Here is a 17,463-nt window from a genome sequence, read left to right as displayed (position 1 = left end):
GGCGCATCGGCAGCTGCGGTCGCGATCAGCGCGCTTCGAATTCCGCAAGCAGGGTCAGAGTAATTTTCGCGATGAAACGTTGCGAAAAAAAACTCTGACCCTGGTTGCTGCGCATGTGGTTTGCTGCGACTGGCGAAAGCGCATGGTTTGCTGCAGTTGGCGAGAGCGGATGGTTTTCGATCGTTGACGAAAACAAACGCTCTGCCGATGGCGTGTTGCCGCCGAGAGCTCAGAAAGCGCCGGAAATTTGTGACTAACCTCAACGCGAGCCACCCAAAAATTTCGTCGGCAGCTCTTCATGCAATGTCTTGTCTTACCGCTTCGGCATCCCACCCAACAACGCCGCAACCCGCGGCTTGCTCTTGCCCGACGCTGGCGCAGCACCCGGCACTGCCGCTGCTTCGTTTTGCGCCGACACACTCGGCTCATACGGCTTCGAAAACCACGGATCGACCTTTTCACGGCGCTGGAATGGCGGGCGGCTGGCGTCGGTGCGCGGGGCTTCCGAACGGCTGGAATCTTCGCGTGGTGGACGCGGTGTGCGGGCCGGGCGCTCGGACGCGCCCGGTACTGCGGCACTGCCCGGCTGAAGCTGCGACTGCGACTGCGCCTCCGGCTCGCGCCGCGGACGTCGCTCGCTACGCTCCGATGGCGGTGTATATCCCACCAGTTCGGCCGGGACAAATTTGTGCTTGATCAGCTTTTCGATATCGAGCAAGAGCCGCTCGTCTTTATCCGAATACAGCGAAATCGCATCACCCGACGCGCCCGCACGGCCAGTGCGACCAATGCGGTGCACGTAGTCTTCGGCGTTGTACGGCAAGTCGTAGTTGATCACGCAAGGCAAGTCGGAGATGTCGAGTCCGCGCGCAGCAACGTCGGTCGCTACCAGCACATCGATTTCGCCGCTTTTGAAGGCGTCGAGCGCGGCCATGCGTTCGGATTGGGATTTGTCGCCGTGGATTGCGGAGGCTTTGACGCCGCCCTTTTCGAGTTCGCGGGCCAGGCGCGAGGCGCCGATCTTGGTGTTCGAGAAGACCAGGACTTGCTTGAGTTGGCGGCCGCGAATCAGGTGCGCGACGATATCGCGCTTGGCGTCGTCGTTGTCGACCTTGTAGACCACTTGCGTGACGCGGTCGGCTGTCTGGTTGCTGCGGGCGACTTCGATGGTGACCGGATTGTCAAGGAAGCTGCTGGCGAGTTTCTTGATCTCGCCCGAGAAGGTGGCCGAGAACATCAGGTTCTGGCGCTTCTTTGGCAGCAAATTGATGATGCGCTGCAAATCCGGCAGGAAGCCCATGTCGAGCATGCGGTCGGCTTCGTCCATCACGAGGATCTGGGTCTGCGACAGGTTCAGCGTTTTTTGCTGGACGTGATCGAGCAGGCGGCCCGGGGTGGCGATGACGATTTCGACGCCGGCACGCAGCGCAGCGGTTTGCGGCGCCATGTCCATGCCGCCAAAAACGACGGTCGAGCGCAAAGGCGTGTGGCGGCAATACGCTTTGACGTTTTCGGCAACCTGGTCGGCCAGTTCGCGGGTCGGCGTCAGGATCAGGGCCCGCACCGGATGGCGTGCCGGCGAGGCGCTGTTGCTGGCATTGGCCAATAACAACTGGATGATCGGCAACGAAAAACCGGCAGTCTTGCCGGTGCCGGTTTGCGCTGCGCCCATCACGTCGCGGCCTTGCAGTACCACCGGAATGGCGGCGGCCTGAATCGGCGTCGGGTGTTGATAGCCCTGATCGGCGAGGGCACGCAAAATTTCGGGGGACAGCCCGAAGTCCGCAAAGCGGAGGGCGGGTTCGCTGTCTGCAGCCGTGTCGGTGACGGCGTCGGTCTGGATGTCGGTCATGATGTTTGGTGGGCCTCCCGTGAGTCGAACACGGCACCAACGGATTATGAGTCCGCTGCTCTAACCAAGCATGAGCTAGAGGCCCATTTTCTGTAGTGCGAATTTGCATTCGCGGGTTGTGTCCTGCACCGTCGGCAGGACAAATTAACTGGTGTGGCAAGGACCGGGTCCTGCCGACAGGTGCTGCCACGCGCCAATTGCAGCATGTTGGCTGGCTCCCCTGCACGGCGTTCCGGTCTGTCCGGTTTAATTTCCTTCGAGGAAGCTCTTTAGTCTGTCAGAACGCGACGGATGACGCAACTTGCGCAGCGCTTTTGCTTCAATTTGACGGATACGCTCGCGGGTGACATCGAACTGCTTGCCGACTTCTTCGAGCGTATGGTCAGTCGACATTTCGATACCAAAGCGCATCCGCAGCACCTTGGCTTCACGCGGTGTCAGCGAATCCAGCACGTCCTTGACCACGCCGCGCATCGACGCATGCAATGCCGCATCGGCTGGCGCCAGCGTGTTGTTGTCTTCAATGAAGTCGCCCAGATGGGAGTCGTCGTCGTCACCGATCGGCGTTTCCATCGAGATCGGTTCTTTGGCGATCTTCATGATCTTGCGGATTTTTTCTTCCGGCATTTCCATCTTGATCGCCAGAGTGGCCGGATCCGGCTCTGCGCCGGTCTCCTGCAGGATCTGGCGCGAGATGCGGTTCATCTTGTTGATGGTTTCGATCATGTGCACCGGAATACGGATGGTGCGTGCCTGGTCCGCGATCGAGCGCGTGATGGCCTGGCGGATCCACCATGTTGCATACGTCGAGAATTTGTAGCCGCGACGGTATTCGAATTTGTCGACTGCCTTCATCAAGCCGATATTGCCTTCCTGGATCAGATCCAGGAATTGCAGGCCGCGGTTGGTGTATTTCTTGGCAATCGAAATGACCAGCCGCAAGTTGGCTTCGGTCATTTCGCGCTTGGCTTTACGGGCTTTCATTTCACCCGCGGCCATGCGCCGATTGATCGTGCGCAGGTCGGGCAGTGGCAGCACCACGCGCGATTGCAGGTCGATCAGTTTCTGTTGCAGCTCTTTGACGGTAGGCACGTTACGGCCAAGGATGACGCTGTACGGATGGTTGCCGCTGACTTCGCCATCGACCCAGTCGAGGTTGGTTTCGTTACCCGGGAATACCTTGATAAAGTGGCTGCGCGGCATGCGGCATTTGTTGACCGCAACGTCGAGGATCTGCTTTTCGATGTGACGCACTTCGTCGACCTGGCCGCGCAAGGTGTCGCACAGTTTTTCGACCACTTTGGCGGTGAAGCGGATCGCCAGCAGTTCGGTGGAAATGGCCTCCTGCGCCTTGACGTAGGGCTTAGATTTGTAGCCTTCTTTTTCGTAGGCCTTGCGCATCTTGTCGAACTGGGTCGAGATCGCCTGGAACTTGACCAGCGACTCGCGCTTGAGCTGTTCGATCTGCTCGGCCGTGAATCCTGCCGCACCGGAGGCGTTGGTTTCTTCTTCGCCGCCGGCTTCTTCCTCTTCTTCTTCGACTTCTTCTTCGTCCTCGTCGCCGGTCGTGACGGTGACCACGGGCGGCACGACCACGTCGATCACCAGCATGTCGACCAGACCGTCGACGATTTCATCGATCTTGGATTCGCCGTTGGTGATGCGCTCTGCTGCGGCAAGGATTTCGGCGATCGTGGTCGGGCAAGCCGAGATCGCCTGGATCATGTCCTTGAGGCCGTCTTCGATGCGCTTGGCGATTTCGATTTCGCCTTCGCGGGTCAGCAGCTCGACCGATCCCATTTCACGCATGTACATGCGCACCGGATCGGTGGTGCGACCGAAGTCGGAATCTACCGTGGACAGCGCGGCTTCAGCAGCAGCTTCGGCTTCGTCATCACTGGCGACCGTGGCGACGTTGTCGGTCAGCAGCATGCTTTCGGCGTCCGGCGCGTGCTCGTAGACCGCGATACCCATGTCGTTGAACGTGCCGATGATGCCTTCGATGGCTTCAGGGTCGACGATGTTTTCTGGCAGGTGATCGTTGATTTCGGCGTAGGTCAGGAAGCCGCGGTCTTTGCCCAGCTTGATCAGCGTTTTCAGTTTCTGGCGACGGCGCTCGAGTTCTTCTTCGGTGGCTTCCGTATCTGACGAAAACGCATCTTTCAGCAAGGCTTTTTCTTTCGCCTTGCGGTCCTTGGCCTTGGCCTTGTCGACCGCTTTCAGTTCGGCGCGCTCAACGGCATTGAGGGCGGCGACTTCGTCGTTTTCTGGCTGGAATTCTTTTGGTTTGCGACCGCGCCGACCCGGCACCTTGATCGACGGCAGCACATAGCTCGACGTATCGATCGCTGCCAGCGTGGCGGCATCCGTAGTCTGACTGACAGTGGCCGTGATCATCACATTCACGCCAGGCTTGTTTTCAACTTTGGCTGGAGCGGCCTTGGCGGCAGTTTTGGATTCGGATTTCTTGGTTGTCACGGGAGCTTTCAATGGCGCTGATACCGGGGTTGCAGGCACTGCCGACGACGCGCTGGCAGGCAACTTCGCCTGCGCTTTCGACCCGGCTTTCGGGGCGGTGCTGGTCGGTGTGGTCGGTGTGGTCGTTGACCTCGTGGACGATGATTTCTCGGTGGCTGCCGGCTGGGGCGACTTCCCTGACGCAGCCTTGGCTTGCGCTTTCAACGCGGCAGGTTTGCCATCGTTGACGGGGGACATCACGGTCTTCTCGGTTTTCTTCATTGCGTTTGCCATCGATCAACTACCAAAAGGTTGCTCATTGTGTGCGACTTGACTGGCAACATCGCGACCATCGTCTACGCACTGTTCTTGTTTTTTGCCCCTTGCTGCGCGATGTACGGCGTTGCACGGGACACCTACTGCGCTACTCTGCGGCCTTTAACCAAAAGCCCGCTAGGATACCATATCACCTGCTTTACCCCACCCTGAAGTAACCACCTGACGCACACGAAAACTGCAAATAACCGCACTTTCGGCTGCGATAACCGGCTAACGCCGGGCGATTTCTTCTTCCGCATCGCGCCGCAACTGGTCTTTCTTCAAAGACAACTCACGGTAACGGGCCAGCTGGTCGGGCTGCTTCATTCCACCTTGCGCGAGCTGATTGAGTTCGTCGGTAATCATCCGCATCTTGGTCTGCCGCACCGCGCCAGCCAGCTCCAGACGTGCTGCATCGCGGTCCGACTCGGGCTCGGCAGCGATCTCGGCGATCATGCCGTCGAAATCGGAACCGCTGGCGCGCAAGTGCTCGGACAACATCGCAAAACTGGCTTGCGCGCCCATTTCCTGCCCGGCACCGACGAGCTGCAGCAGCATCGCCGCGTTGTCCGGCACGAAATGCACCATCGCCTCCAGCGCATCGTCGTCCAGATCCGCCGCCAGCACCGGATGCGCGACCAGCAAACGCATCACCTGCAATTCCAGCCCGACTGGCGGCGTACGCTTGCCGCGTGGTGGCGCGGCACGTACCCGTGCTGCCGGGCTGGCCAGCTCGAACAGTGTTTCAATTTCAGTGGGCGTGGTCTGGGTCAGTTGCGCCAGTCCACGCACGATCTGCAACCGCAATGACGAGGCCTGCATCGCCTGCAACAAGGGCTTGGCCTCGAACTGCACCTTGGCCCGGCCTTCCGGCGTCGCCAGGTCGTTCTCGTCCGTCACGATCTTCAGCAGAAACTGCGAGAGCGGCATCGCGTCCTGCACCTGTTGCTCGAAACCGGCCGTGCCATGCTCGCGCACATAACTGTCCGGATCGTGTTCCGACGGCAGGAACAGAAACTTGATGGTCTTGTTGTCGGCGGCGTACGGCAAGCTGGCTTCCAGCGCCCTGCGTGCCGCGCGACGCCCCGCACCATCGCCATCGAAACTGAAAATCACGTGGTCGGTCTGCCGCGCCAGTTTTTGCACATGAATCGCCGTACATGCCGTGCCCAGGGTTGCCACGACTTGCGGAAATCCCAGCTGCGCCAGTGCCACCACATCCATGTAGCCTTCGGTCACCAGCACATAACCCGCATCACGGATGGCCTGACGGGCTTCGAACAAGCCATACAATTCACTGCCCTTTTGAAATAAGGGCGTCTCCGGAGAATTCAAGTATTTGGGTTCGCCGCTATCAAGAATTCGGCCACCAAATCCGATCACCTGGCCTTTTGTATTTCGGATCGGAAACATGATGCGATCACGGAAACGGTCATAGCGTTTGCGGTTGGCACCCTCCTCGTCGGTACGGTCGATCACCAGACCCGCTTCAACGAGTGCGGTCGCATCGTAGTCCGGAAACACCGTGCGCAAACTATCCCAGCCATCCGGCGCATAGCCGATACCGAACCGGCCGGCAATTTCGCCGGTCAGTCCGCGACCGATCAGGTATTCCTTGGCGCGCTCTGCGGTGCGCAACTGCAGTTTGTAAAAGTCGCAGGCGCGGGTCATGGCGTCAGACAAGGCCATGCTCTTGGCCTGATACTCCGCACGCTGGGCCGGCGGCATCTTGTCGTCGCTTTCGGGCACCACCATCCCGACGTTCTGGGCCAGGTCCTTAACCGCATCGACAAATCCCATGCCCGAATAGTCGATCAGGAAGCCGATCGCCGTGCCATGCGCGCCGCAGCCGAAGCAGTGATAAAACTGCTTGGTCGGGCTGACCGTAAAGCTGGGAGATTTTTCGTTATGGAACGGGCACAGGCCCATGAAATTCGCGCCGCCCTTTTTCAACTGGACGTAGCGGCCGACCACGTCGACGATGTCAACGCGGTTGAGCAGATCCTGAATGAACGATTGCGGGATCACGCCTTGGTCAGCGCAGCTTTCACCAGACCCGACACGGCGGTCATGTCGGCGCGACCAGCCAGCTTCGGCTTCAGGATGGCCATCACTTTGCCCATATCCTGCGGACCGGCAGCACCGCTGGCGGTCACGGCAGCGGCCACTTCGGCCTGCACTTCCGCTTCCGACAACGACGCTGGCATGTAGGCCACCAGAATCGCGAGTTCGGCTTTTTCGATATCGGCCAGGTCCTGGCGTGCGCCTGCTTCGAACTGACTGATCGAATCCTTGCGCTGCTTGATCATTTTTTCGATGATGGCGAGGATCATGGTGTCGTTCAGCTCGACCCGCTCGTCGACTTCCTTCTGCTTCATCGCAGCGGTGATCAGGCGGATCGTGCCAAGCTTGACGGCTTCCTTGGCGCGCATGGCGGACTTCATGTCGTCGGTAATCTGTTCTTTCAGGCTCATGCTGGCTCCATGGTCAATGAAAAAGCGAAAACCCGCTGCGGACTTGCACCGGAGCGGGCTTGCATTTCAGCCGCAGTACATGCGGCTGAAGAATTTAGAACAGTTTTTTAGGCAGTTGCTGGCTACGGATACGCTTGTAGTGGCGCTTGACTGCCGCTGCGAGCTTGCGCTTGCGCTCAGCGGTCGGCTTCTCGTAGAACTCCCGTGCACGCAACTCGGTCAGCAGACCAGTTTTTTCGATGGTGCGTTTGAAGCGGCGCATGGCGACTTCGAAAGGCTCGTTTTCTTTTAGGCGAATAGTTGTCATGTGTTAGGGTTTTAAGCCGACGTTTCAAGGGAAGACCGCGAGTCTATCAGATTCATTTCACGAAAGGAAGGCGTAATCCCGAATTAGCCGAAATAGCCGGAATCACTCAGACCGCCGAACCCGCTGCAAAGCCCGATGCCCAGGCCCACTGGAAGTTATAGCCACCTAGCCATCCGGTGACATCGACGGCTTCGCCGATGAAGTGCAGACCGGGCACGCGGGTGGCCATCATGCTTTGCTGGGACAGCTCGCGCGTATCGACGCCGCCGACCGTGACCTCGGCCTTGCGATAGCCTTCCGAGCCGCTCGGCGTGACGGTCCAGGCATTGAGCGAATCACCGAGTCGGCGCAATTGCTTGTCGGGCATGTCGGCCAGCTTGGCTTCGCTGTCGAAGCCATTGCTCGCAAGCCAGCCAGCCGAAAGCCGCGCCGGCAGCAACTGCGCCAGCACGTTACCGAGGTTTTTCCTGAGACTGGACTTGCCCTCGATCAGCGTGGTGCCCAGATCGGTTTGCGGCAGGAAGTTGAGCGAGAGCGCGGTGCCGGGTTGCCAGAAACTGGAAATCTGCAGGATCGCCGGACCCGACAAACCCCGGTGTGTGAACAGCAAGTCTTCGCGAAAATCCATGCGCTGCTTTTTGACACCGGTGCTGACATCGACCTCCAGCGCAATCCCGGCCAGCTCGACAAACGGCTGCCATGACGCCGGATCGAACGTCAGCGGCACCAGCGCAGGACGGGTCTCGACCATTTTCAGGCCGAACTGGGTGGCGATGCGGTAGGCAAAATCGGTGGCACCAATCTTGGGGATCGACAAGCCACCAGTGGCAATGACGACGCTGTCGGCATGCACCAGACCGGCGCCGGTGTCGATCGTAAAACCCTGCTCCGCCCTGGCGATGCCATGGACTTTGCAGGGCATGCGCCAGCTGACGTTACCGAGATCGCATTCGGCTTTCAGCATCGTGATGATGTCTTCGGCGGAGCGATCGCAGAACAGCTGGCCCTTGTGCTTTTCGTGGTACGGGATGTGGTGCCGTTTTAGCAGACTCAGGAAATCCTGCGGCGTGTAACGCGACAGCGCGCTTTTGCAAAAATGCGGATTCTGCGACAGAAAATTGGCTGGCGTGGCTTGCAGGTTGGTGAAGTTACAGCGACCGCCACCGGAGATGCGGATTTTTTCCGCGAGTTTTTCGGCATGGTCGATCAGCACGACGCGCTTGCCGCGTTGGCCGGCCACCGCCGCGCACATCATGCCGGCCGCGCCGGCACCGATTACTGCCACATCAAATTGCTCTGCCATCGGATCGCCACGACTTGGAAAAACCGTGATTGTATGTCAGACACCGTCTCAGACGCAGCGTCAGACGCAGCACGCGAGGCTCGTTCATGCGGGCAATTGCATGAAGGTTCTAGCGGCTTCAGGGTCGATGTGCGATGTCGGCACCGCAAGCGTGCCTGAGTATGCCTGGCGGGCTATGCAGCCCGCCATTTACAGGTGGGAGTCGGATAGCAAACACAGCGACGGTAACGTTGCCGAATCGTAGGTTGGGCTGCGAAGCCCAACATGCGTCAGGTTGCGTTGTGGGTCGCCACGACGCGCGGTCTGCAGTCGGCGGTCTGCGGTAGCTAAAACGGGTTGCGCTCCGTTGATGCAAGCCGGGTGCGGCCCGGCAGCCGCTCACTTTTTTTGCTTCGCCAAATAAAGTAAGCAAAAAAAGCGACCGCTAGACCGCTGCCCTTGGGGTCCCAAAAACCGGGTACGGCAAGAGGGAAGCCCGCAAACTCGCTTCCCTTGCAGGGCGCAGATCCGCTTGCAAGCGGATCCCGTTCCGCAGGCGGATCGCATGCGATCCGAAACCCCTGCTACACCTCAGACAGTGCGGGCTTCTTATCCTCTTGCCGTACCCGGTTTTTGGCAGCGGCCTTTTATGCGGAATTCAAGGTCAAAACCAAGCCCAGCCTTGGTGATTGATTGATGGCTAGGCTCGCTTTGCGCGAGAAAACTTCCTCGTCGTGATCGACATCGAGTTCAAAACCAACGTCAAAACCAACGTCAAAACCAACGTCAAAACCAACGTCAAAACCAACGTCAAAACCAACGTCAAAACCAACGTCAAAACCAAAACCTACAAGGCTTTTACAAGCCATCGTTCTCGCGCAAAGCGAGCCCAACCATGATCGATTCACCAAGGCTGGGCTTGGTTTTGACCTTGAATTCCGCATAAAAGGCCGCTGCCAAATACCGTGGCTGGGCAGGGGATAAGAGGGCCGCACTGTCTGAGGTGTAGCAGGGGTTTCGGATCGCATGCGATCCGCCTGCGGAACGGGATCCGCTTGCAAGCGGATCTGCGCCCTGCAAGGGTAGCGAGTTTGCGGCCCTCCCCCTGACCGGGCACGGTATTTGGGAACCCGCAGGGCAGCGGTCTAGCGGTCGCCTTTTTCTTGGTTACTTCATTTTGGCGAAGCAAAAAGAAGTGACCGGCTGCCGGGCCGCACCCGGCTTGCATCAACGGAGAGCAACCCGTTTTAGCTACCGCAGACCGCAGACCGCGCGCAGTGGCGACCCGCAACGCAACTTGACGCATGTTGGGCTTCGCAGCCCAACCTACGACCCAAAGCCGCAACGCCGATGCGCAAAGAACCGGCTGCCGGGCCGCACCCGGCTTGCCTCCACGGAGCGCAACCCGTTTTAGCTACCGCAGACCGCGCGTCGCGGCGACCCGCAAAGCAACCTGACGCATGTTGGGCTTCGCAGCCCAACCTACAGACGGTGGTTCTGGTGGTGAACTTTACGGCTCGGTGGATACCTTGCAGGGGCTGACTTTGCAGCCCAACGATTCTGCACCTTTATGCAATCGCCCTGCCGTGCACATTCCCGCTTTCCGATCAGACCTCCTACGGCACCGAATCCGTCATCCACAGTTGCGATGACAGGCGCATCAGGTCGCTGTGCGAACCGCGCTGACGAAAGGTAGTGCGCAACCAGCCGGCATCGTTGACTTTTTCATAGGCCAGTTTGCGCAACTGGCGCAACGCCTCGACTTCGGCGTTGTTCTGGGTGTAGCGCGCCAGGTCTTGCAGGCGATCGAGCAGGTCGACCGCGATCGGCGTCTTTGCCATCGGCATGCCACTGTCATCGAGCAGTGCGATATCGCCTTCGAGGCCGTAGCGACTGGCTTCGAAGCGGTTGTATTGATACAGCAGATAGAAATCGTCGTTGATCACCAGCGGTCGCTCGGTCAGCAACCAGCGTGCCAGCAATTGCGCGTAGCAGCCGAGCAAGGCAGCGTGGCTGGTGGTCAGTGGCGTATCGCAGACGCGGATTTCGACGGTGCCGAATTCGGGCTTGGGCCGTATATCCCAGTAAAAATCCTTGATACTGCCGATCACGCCGATCTGGCGCAAGTTGTCGTAGTAGCGCTCGAATTCGGACCAGCGCAGCATGACCGGCATCGTGCCGGCCAGCGGGAACGCCCGAACTACATTACTGCGCGACGAATCGAATTCGGTATCGACACCCTGATAGAACGGCGAGGCCGCCGACAGCGCAATGAAGTGCGGCACGAAGCGCGCAAAACCATGCGTCAGGTACATCGCATCATCGCCGTTCGGCACGCCGACATGGATGTGCTGGCCGAACACCGTGAAGCTCTTGGCGAGGTAGCCATATTTCTTGTGAATGTAATGAAAGCGCTCGTCGGGAGAAATGCGTTGCTCGTTCCAGCGCTGGAACGGATGCGCACCGCCACCGGCGACATCGATATTCAGCCGCTGTGCGCCATCGACCAGTGCCTTGCGCAGTTGCTTGAGTTCGTCATCGAGTTCATCGACGCGGGTATGTACCCTGGAATTCAATTCGATCATGCCCTGCGTGATTTCGAGCTTGATCTGATCCTGCAGCGCACGCGGCTCGATCAATCCCCACAAGTCCACGGCATCGGTCGCCAGATTGTAATTGCGCCGGTTCACCAATTGCAGCTCCAGCTCGATGCCCATCGTGAACGGGGCAGACGGCGTGAAGGGCAGGATCGCGGCTTGTGGCTGCTGTTCGGGTGCGTTCATCTATGTCTCCTTCGATATCATCGGCTAGGGTCGATCACTCTCGCCGGAGAGCTTCAGCGCCAGCTGCGTCGCAACCGGCCCGATCAATTCCAGCACGATCAGGCAACCGGCCAGCAGCGGCGCGACTTCGGCCGCGGTGTGCGGATACAGGTGACCGATCTGTGCCAACCCGAGACCGGCTTCGGCCATCGGCAAGGTGGCCAGTGTGAGCCATGCCGAATGGCGCAAGGTGAGCCGGGCCGGTTTGGAAAACAGGAAAATTCCGCAGGCATTGGCCACGAAGCGTGCACCAATCAGCACCGCCACCATGACGCCCACCGTGGTGAGGCTGGACAGTCGCATCGTGGCACCGATGCTGATGAACAGCATCACGATGAAGAGTTCGTTGGCGACACCGAATTCCAGCTCCATCAGGTCATATTGCAGATCCAGATTTTTTGACAGGATCGCGAAGATCAGCATCGTCAGCAGGATCGGCAACTGCAGCGCATGCGCCGCGCCGATGGTCAGCGTAATGACGGCAATCACCAGTACAAACTGACTGCTGCGCCGCCGTCCCAGCCAGCGCGCCAGCGGCATCATCAGCCAGTACGTCAGCGACGCCAGCAAGACCGAACCCAGTAGCGAATACACCGTATGCGTCACCAGCATCATCAGCGGCGTCCCGCTTTCGGCCGCCACCACCGGCAACAGCGCATACGCCACCAGCAGCGCGACAATATTGTTCAAGGCCGTCATTGCCGCCAGTCGCCGCGTCACCTGCCCTTCGGCTTTCAGGTCACGCAGCACCACCAGAACCACCGCCGGCCCGGTGGCAATGGCCAGTACGCCGCCTAGCAAGGCCAGCGTGGTCGAGGTGCCGTACCAGAGCAAGGCCACCGAAACGAACGAAAAGCACAGCACGGCACAGGCCAGCACCGTCGCCAGCAACCACTTTTCGCGCATCAGCCAGCGCACATCGACATAGCGCCCCAGCTGATACACCACCAGGGCCATCGCGATATCGGCGAACACGCTTGCCACTTGCAGGACATCGCCCGACAACCAGTTCAGGCCGCCGTCGCCCAGCACGAAACCGATCAGCAGATAGCCGGTCAGGCGCGGAATCCATTTACTTTTTTGAACAACGTGGCCGGCGATCAACCCTAGCAGCAACAGGGTACCGAACAGCAGTACGGCATTCCACTGCAGCGGTTGTGCGAGGGCAAAAGACGGGAGAGTCCATGACAGCATGGGTCCTCCTAAAAAATACGGGTGTTTGACTGCAGGGACCGGACAACAAAGCCGGTGGAAGAAGCCGAGCATACGCTAGCCGCTCGGGACGCTCGTCAAACGCGTCGATTTGTCAGCGAATCTGATCGAAAGTTCCGGATGGACAGAGACTCTCCCGGATCAACTATCGACATCGCTTCTGTCGACAATTAAATTAGGGTCAGAGTCAATTACAATTAAATTAGGGTCAGAGTCAATTAATCGTTGAGTGCCGGCGGATTAAATTAGGGTCAGAGTCAATTAATCAGTCAATGCCAAGTGCGCGATCACTTGCACTCCGCAATCCGTTTGCGGGGTCAGAGTAATTTTCGCGATACCCCTGCGAAAAAAAACTCTGACCCCGGAAACTGGCGGTGGCAGCGTGCCACCTCCACACCCCACACACCGCTCTTGCCAATTAGCGCAATCCACACCACCCGCTTTTACCAACCGCCGCAAACCACATCGGCAGCAACCAGGGTCAGCGTTTTTTTTCGCGACGCTTCACCGCGAAAATTACTCTGACCCTGCTTGCGAATTCCGGAGCGCGCTGATCGCGAAGGTGGCTGCCGACGCCATCCAAAATAATTAATTAGGGTCAGAGTCAATTTTCCCCATCAGCAAGCGTCGCCACCACGCTCCCGCACAGCCCTGGCAACCCGCAAACACTGCTCAACCTGCTCGCTGATAGGCGCCGGCACCGCAATCTCGCCCGCGAGAACCCGACGAATCCACAACGCAGTGGTCTCTGCATCCCGCTCCGATGGCACATCGATGCTGGCGTCAGCGACCAGCTGCTTTTCAACCAGCGTGGTGCGCTGTCCCTGATGGAACCAGTCGATTTGCTGGGCACGCTTGACACTGGCGACGGTCTCGCCCTCGGTGCCGCGCATCAGAAAAACATCGCCACGCTCGGGCGAAGCAACCGTCGTGAAATATTGCCCGAGCATCTCCAGATATTCGGGATGGGTATACGACGAGAGCCGCAACACCGGCTGACGAAATGGCTGGAGGATCTTCACCAGCGTGTGGGTTGAACTGCGCACACCGAGAATGCGACGTAACGACAGCAACTGCGCCATTTTCGGAGCCAGCACGGTGATCGGCAGGAACGCCGGCTGATGCCGCAAAAAATGCGCTTCGGCCTCGGCGATATCCTGCGCCACCGGCATGTCGAGAGCCGCAAAAATCTCGGCGCTGGTGACGCGCCCCGGGTCCTGCAACACCCCATGCATCAGCACCGGCGCACCCGCGCGAGCCAGCAGCAGCGCCAGTAGCGGCGTCAAATTCGGCAGGTGGCGCGCACCGTTATAGCTGGGGATGACGATCGGTGCGTACTGCGCACCGGCCGGAGCCGATAGCGGGGCAAACGACGCTTCGGCGGCATCGAGGAAACCGGCAATCTCGTCGATCGATTCACCCTTGATGCGCATCGATAACAGGATCGCGCCCAGCTCCAGATCGGACACCCGGCCATCGAGCATCGCGCCATACAGCAAGCGCGCATCGTCGCGATTCATGCTGCGCGCGCCGTCCTTGCCGCGACCGATGACCTTGATGAAACGCGCCGCCGCCAGCGGCTCTTGCAATTGACTATTTTCCATGGTCGAAGGTTACCAGTTCAGGCAGCGGCAATCGCGATCACGGGCTGGAGGGCGATGATTTTTTTCAGTTCCGGGACGCAGGAACCGCAGTTGGTGCCGCACTTCATGCGACCCTGCAAGGCGGCCAGGCGGGCCTCGGGCGGGCCATCGAGTTCACCGAGCGCATCGTTGATATCGACTTCGGCAACATTGAAGCAATTGCAGACGACGCGACCACGCGACCGGAAACCCTGCGGCGCCACCGAGGTCGGTTGCAGCAGCAGGCGTCCCAGGGCAGCAACCGGTTGCTCGCTCTCCAGATAGTCCTTGAGCCAGCGTTCGGCGGCGATATCACCGGCCAGCGACAAGGCCTGCAACGCGCCGTCGCACACGAGGATATGGCGCGCATTGCCGCGTCGCTTGTCGTCGTAACGCAGCACCGTCGCACCGACAATACCGAACAGCGCTTCGATCGCGGCAGTCACTTCAGCGGCCGCCGGATAATCGTCCGCAGCGCGAAAAAATACCCCGACCCGGTCCCGTCCGAACAGCGTGCACGAGGCATACGCAAATTGCCGCAGGTAGGGCCGCAATGCGCTCTGCAAGCGCAGCACCTGCTCCGGTTCTACCCACCCGAACGCGACGAAGCGCCACGGCAATTCGGCCTTCAGGATTTTGATCGCGGCATGCTTGAGTTCGGGCTGTTTCGAGCTTGGGTCCAGCGCCGGTGAAGTCAGCGCATTGACGCCATGCGCACCCTCGCCGCCATGGCCGCGACCAGAGACATATTCTTCGCCCCAGTGCATGCCGATGAAGGCTTGCCCGGCGCGCATGTCGTCACCCGCCTGCACCGGAAAAATCTGCGAGCCGCGCCGACTGGTCACATGCACCATGTCACCGCCGCTCAACAGGCGACGATCCATGTCGGCTTGCGCCATCACGATGGCCGGTTCGGTGGCATGCGAAAACAGTTGGGCCACCGTGCCGGTACGACTCATGCCGTGCCACTGGTCCCGCAGGCGACCCGTATTCAAGCGAAACGGAAAGCGCGCATCGATCGGTTCAGCCACCGGTTTGTAAGGCGTGTTGACGAAATTGGCGCGTCCGCTGGCGGTCGGAAAAATGCCATCTTCGTACAGGCGCTTCTTGCCCGTCAGGGCACCGGTCGGGAATGGCCATTGTTGCGGCCCTTGCTCGGACAGCATGGCGTACGACAGGCCGGTGATATCGAGATCGCGTCCGCGGGTGGATTCGCGATGTTCGTTCCAGATCGATTCGGCGCTGTCGTAGGCAAACAGGTTGGTGCCGCGATCCAGCAATTTTTCGAGGCGCTGCGCAAAATCGACCACGATTTGCCAGTCATGGCGTGCTTCGCCCGGGCCGGCAATGGCGGCGTCGATGCGGGTGATGCGACGTTCGGAATTGGTGACCGTGCCTTCCTTTTCGCCCCACGATGTGGCCGGCAACAGGATGTCGGCATACGGCGCGGTGGCCGTGGTGGCGTAAGCTTCCTGCAGGATGACCAGCTCGGCATTGACCAGCGCTTCGCGTACCAGCTTCTGGTCCGGCATCGATTGCGCCGGGTTGGTACAGGCGATCCACAGCAGCTTGATCTGGCCGGTCCGTACCGCCTCGAACATGTCCACCGCGGTCTTGCCCGGCGTCGCGGGCACGCTATCGATACCCCACAGGCGCGCGACTTCGGCACGGTGCTGCGGGTTGCCCAGATCGCGGTGGGCCGACAACAAATTGGCCATGCCGCCAACTTCGCGGCCACCCATCGCATTCGGTTGTCCGGTCAATGAAAACGGACCGGCGCCGGGTTTGCCGATCTGGCGGGTGGCCAGGTGCAGGTTGATCAGTGCCGCGTTCTTGGCGGTGCCGGAGGCCGATTGATTCAGGCCCTGGCAATACAGCGACAAGGCCGCCGGCGATTCGCCGAACCAGCGCGCCGCCGTGACCAGGTCGGCTTCGCTGATGCCACAGATATCGGCGACGAATTTTGGGGTGTAATCGCGCACGGTGCGCTTGAGCTCGGCAAAGCCGTCGGTGTGCGCATCGATGAACGCGGTGTCCGTCAACTCTTCCCACAGGCACAGGTGCAGCATGCCATTGAACAGCGCGACATCGGTGCCAGGCAATATCTGCAGGAACAGGTCGGCGTCGCGCGCGGTATCGGTACGACGCGGATCGGCGACGATGACTTTCAGCTGCGGATTGTTTTTGCGGGCATCTTCCAGCCGGCGATACAGGATCGGATGGGCATACGCCATGTTCGAGCCGACAATGAAAATCAGCCCGGCCTGATCGATGTCTTCATAGCAGGCCGGCGGTGCGTCGGCGCCCAGTGTCTGCTTGTAGCCGGCCACCGCACTCGACATGCACAGGCGTGAATTGGTATCGACGTTATTGGTGCCGATCAGTCCCTTGGCGAGCTTGTTGAAGACGTAGTAATCCTCGGTCAGCAGCTGGCCGGAGATATAAAACCCGACACTGTCCGGACCATGCATGCGGATGGTGTCGGCGAACTTCTGCGCCATCGTGTCGAGAGTGGCATCCCAGCTGGTGGCGGTCCGAGGCAGGCTGCGCTCGGTGCGCATTTCGGGCACCAGCGCGCGCGCCTGTTGTTGCAACAGCGGTTGAGCGGTCAGCGCCAGCGTGCTGCCCTTGGTGCACAAGCGGCCGAAGTTGGCCGGGTGATCCGGGTCACCGCGCACGGCGGTAATCTGCGCACCGTCAGTCTCGATCAGCACACCGCAACCGACGCCGCAATAGCAGCAGGTCGCTTTGGTTTCGCGCCGCGCTGCAGTCAAGGATGGTGCACTCATGCAGCAGCCAACTCCTGCACATCAAGCGCAACGTCACCATCCTCGATGTGGACGGCAAAGCGCTGTGTGCAGCCTTCGTCCGGCGCCGTCGCACACCCGCTGCCCAGTTCGATATTCCAGTTATGCAGCGGACAGGCGACCTTTTCGCCGAACACGATGCCCTGTGACAGCGGCCCCCCCTTGTGCGGACACTGGTCCAGCAGCGCGAAGATCTTGTCTTCGCTGTTACGAAAAATGGCGACCGCCACCTTGCCGTCGCGCTGCACGATGCGGGCACCGAGGACGGGAATATCGTCCACCCGGCAAATGACTTTCCATTGATTCATGT

At 59.9% G+C, this 17,463-nt stretch carries 12 protein-coding genes and 1 tRNA gene; all 13 read right to left on the bottom strand.

Translation table 11 applies throughout. The features are described 5' to 3' along the window. Nucleotides 1–313: 313 nt before the first annotated feature. The gene (locus tag ABD720_RS01630; protein WP_344761469.1) at nt 314–1,852 is read right to left on the bottom strand and encodes a DEAD/DEAH box helicase; all 1,539 of its coding nucleotides are present in this window, start codon (nt 1,850–1,852) and stop codon (nt 314–316) included. A gap of 6 nt (nt 1,853–1,858) precedes the next feature. Next, nucleotides 1,859–1,937, bottom strand: a tRNA-Ile gene (locus ABD720_RS01625). A 161-nt stretch (nt 1,938–2,098) separates the two neighbouring features. Continuing rightward, nucleotides 2,099–4,591: an RNA polymerase sigma factor RpoD gene (gene rpoD, locus ABD720_RS01620; protein WP_425547896.1), complete on the bottom strand. Its 2,493-nt coding sequence runs from the start codon at nt 4,589–4,591 to the stop codon at nt 2,099–2,101. Nucleotides 4,592–4,858: 267 nt separating this feature from the next. Next, nucleotides 4,859–6,655: a DNA primase gene (dnaG, locus tag ABD720_RS01610; protein WP_344761466.1), complete on the bottom strand. Its 1,797-nt coding sequence runs from the start codon at nt 6,653–6,655 to the stop codon at nt 4,859–4,861. After that, nucleotides 6,652–7,101: a GatB/YqeY domain-containing protein gene (locus ABD720_RS01605; protein WP_344761465.1), complete on the bottom strand. Its 450-nt coding sequence runs from the start codon at nt 7,099–7,101 to the stop codon at nt 6,652–6,654. The genes dnaG and ABD720_RS01605 overlap by 4 nt, the downstream gene beginning before the upstream one ends. Before the next feature lie 94 nt (nt 7,102–7,195). After that, nucleotides 7,196–7,408, bottom strand: coding sequence for a 30S ribosomal protein S21 (gene rpsU / locus ABD720_RS01600; protein ID WP_008451879.1), 213 nt, complete (start codon nt 7,406–7,408; stop codon nt 7,196–7,198). A 106-nt stretch (nt 7,409–7,514) separates the two neighbouring features. Continuing rightward, nucleotides 7,515–8,711: a BaiN/RdsA family NAD(P)/FAD-dependent oxidoreductase gene (locus tag ABD720_RS01595; RefSeq protein WP_344761464.1), complete on the bottom strand. Its 1,197-nt coding sequence runs from the start codon at nt 8,709–8,711 to the stop codon at nt 7,515–7,517. Nucleotides 8,712–9,337: 626 nt separating this feature from the next. After that, the gene (locus ABD720_RS01590) at nt 9,338–9,559 is read right to left on the bottom strand and encodes a hypothetical protein (protein WP_344761463.1); all 222 of its coding nucleotides are present in this window, start codon (nt 9,557–9,559) and stop codon (nt 9,338–9,340) included. Between the two features lie 747 nt (nt 9,560–10,306). Beyond that, a complete protein-coding gene (locus ABD720_RS01585; protein ID WP_344761462.1) occupies nt 10,307–11,473 on the bottom strand; it encodes a YbdK family carboxylate-amine ligase in 1,167 nt (388 codons plus the stop codon). A gap of 24 nt (nt 11,474–11,497) precedes the next feature. Further along, the gene (locus tag ABD720_RS01580) at nt 11,498–12,703 is read right to left on the bottom strand and encodes a cation:proton antiporter (protein ID WP_344761540.1); all 1,206 of its coding nucleotides are present in this window, start codon (nt 12,701–12,703) and stop codon (nt 11,498–11,500) included. 638 nt (nt 12,704–13,341) lie between these two features. Next, entirely contained in the window at nt 13,342–14,328 is a 987-nt protein-coding gene (gene ybiB, locus ABD720_RS01575; protein WP_344761461.1) for a DNA-binding protein YbiB, read from the bottom strand. A gap of 17 nt (nt 14,329–14,345) precedes the next feature. Beyond that, entirely contained in the window at nt 14,346–17,135 is a 2,790-nt protein-coding gene (locus tag ABD720_RS01570) for a nitrate reductase (protein WP_344761460.1), read from the bottom strand. Beyond that, entirely contained in the window at nt 17,132–17,461 is a 330-nt protein-coding gene (nirD, locus tag ABD720_RS01565) for a nitrite reductase small subunit NirD (RefSeq protein ID WP_344761459.1), read from the bottom strand. Before nirD ends, ABD720_RS01570 begins: the two co-directional genes overlap by 4 nt. Between the last annotated feature and the right edge of the window lie 2 nt (nt 17,462–17,463).

It is taken from the genome of Actimicrobium antarcticum, assembly GCF_039536745.1.
In the GTDB taxonomy this organism is placed as follows: domain Bacteria; phylum Pseudomonadota; class Gammaproteobacteria; order Burkholderiales; family Burkholderiaceae_D; genus Actimicrobium; species Actimicrobium antarcticum.
This window is presented reverse-complemented; position numbering and strand designations above follow the sequence as displayed.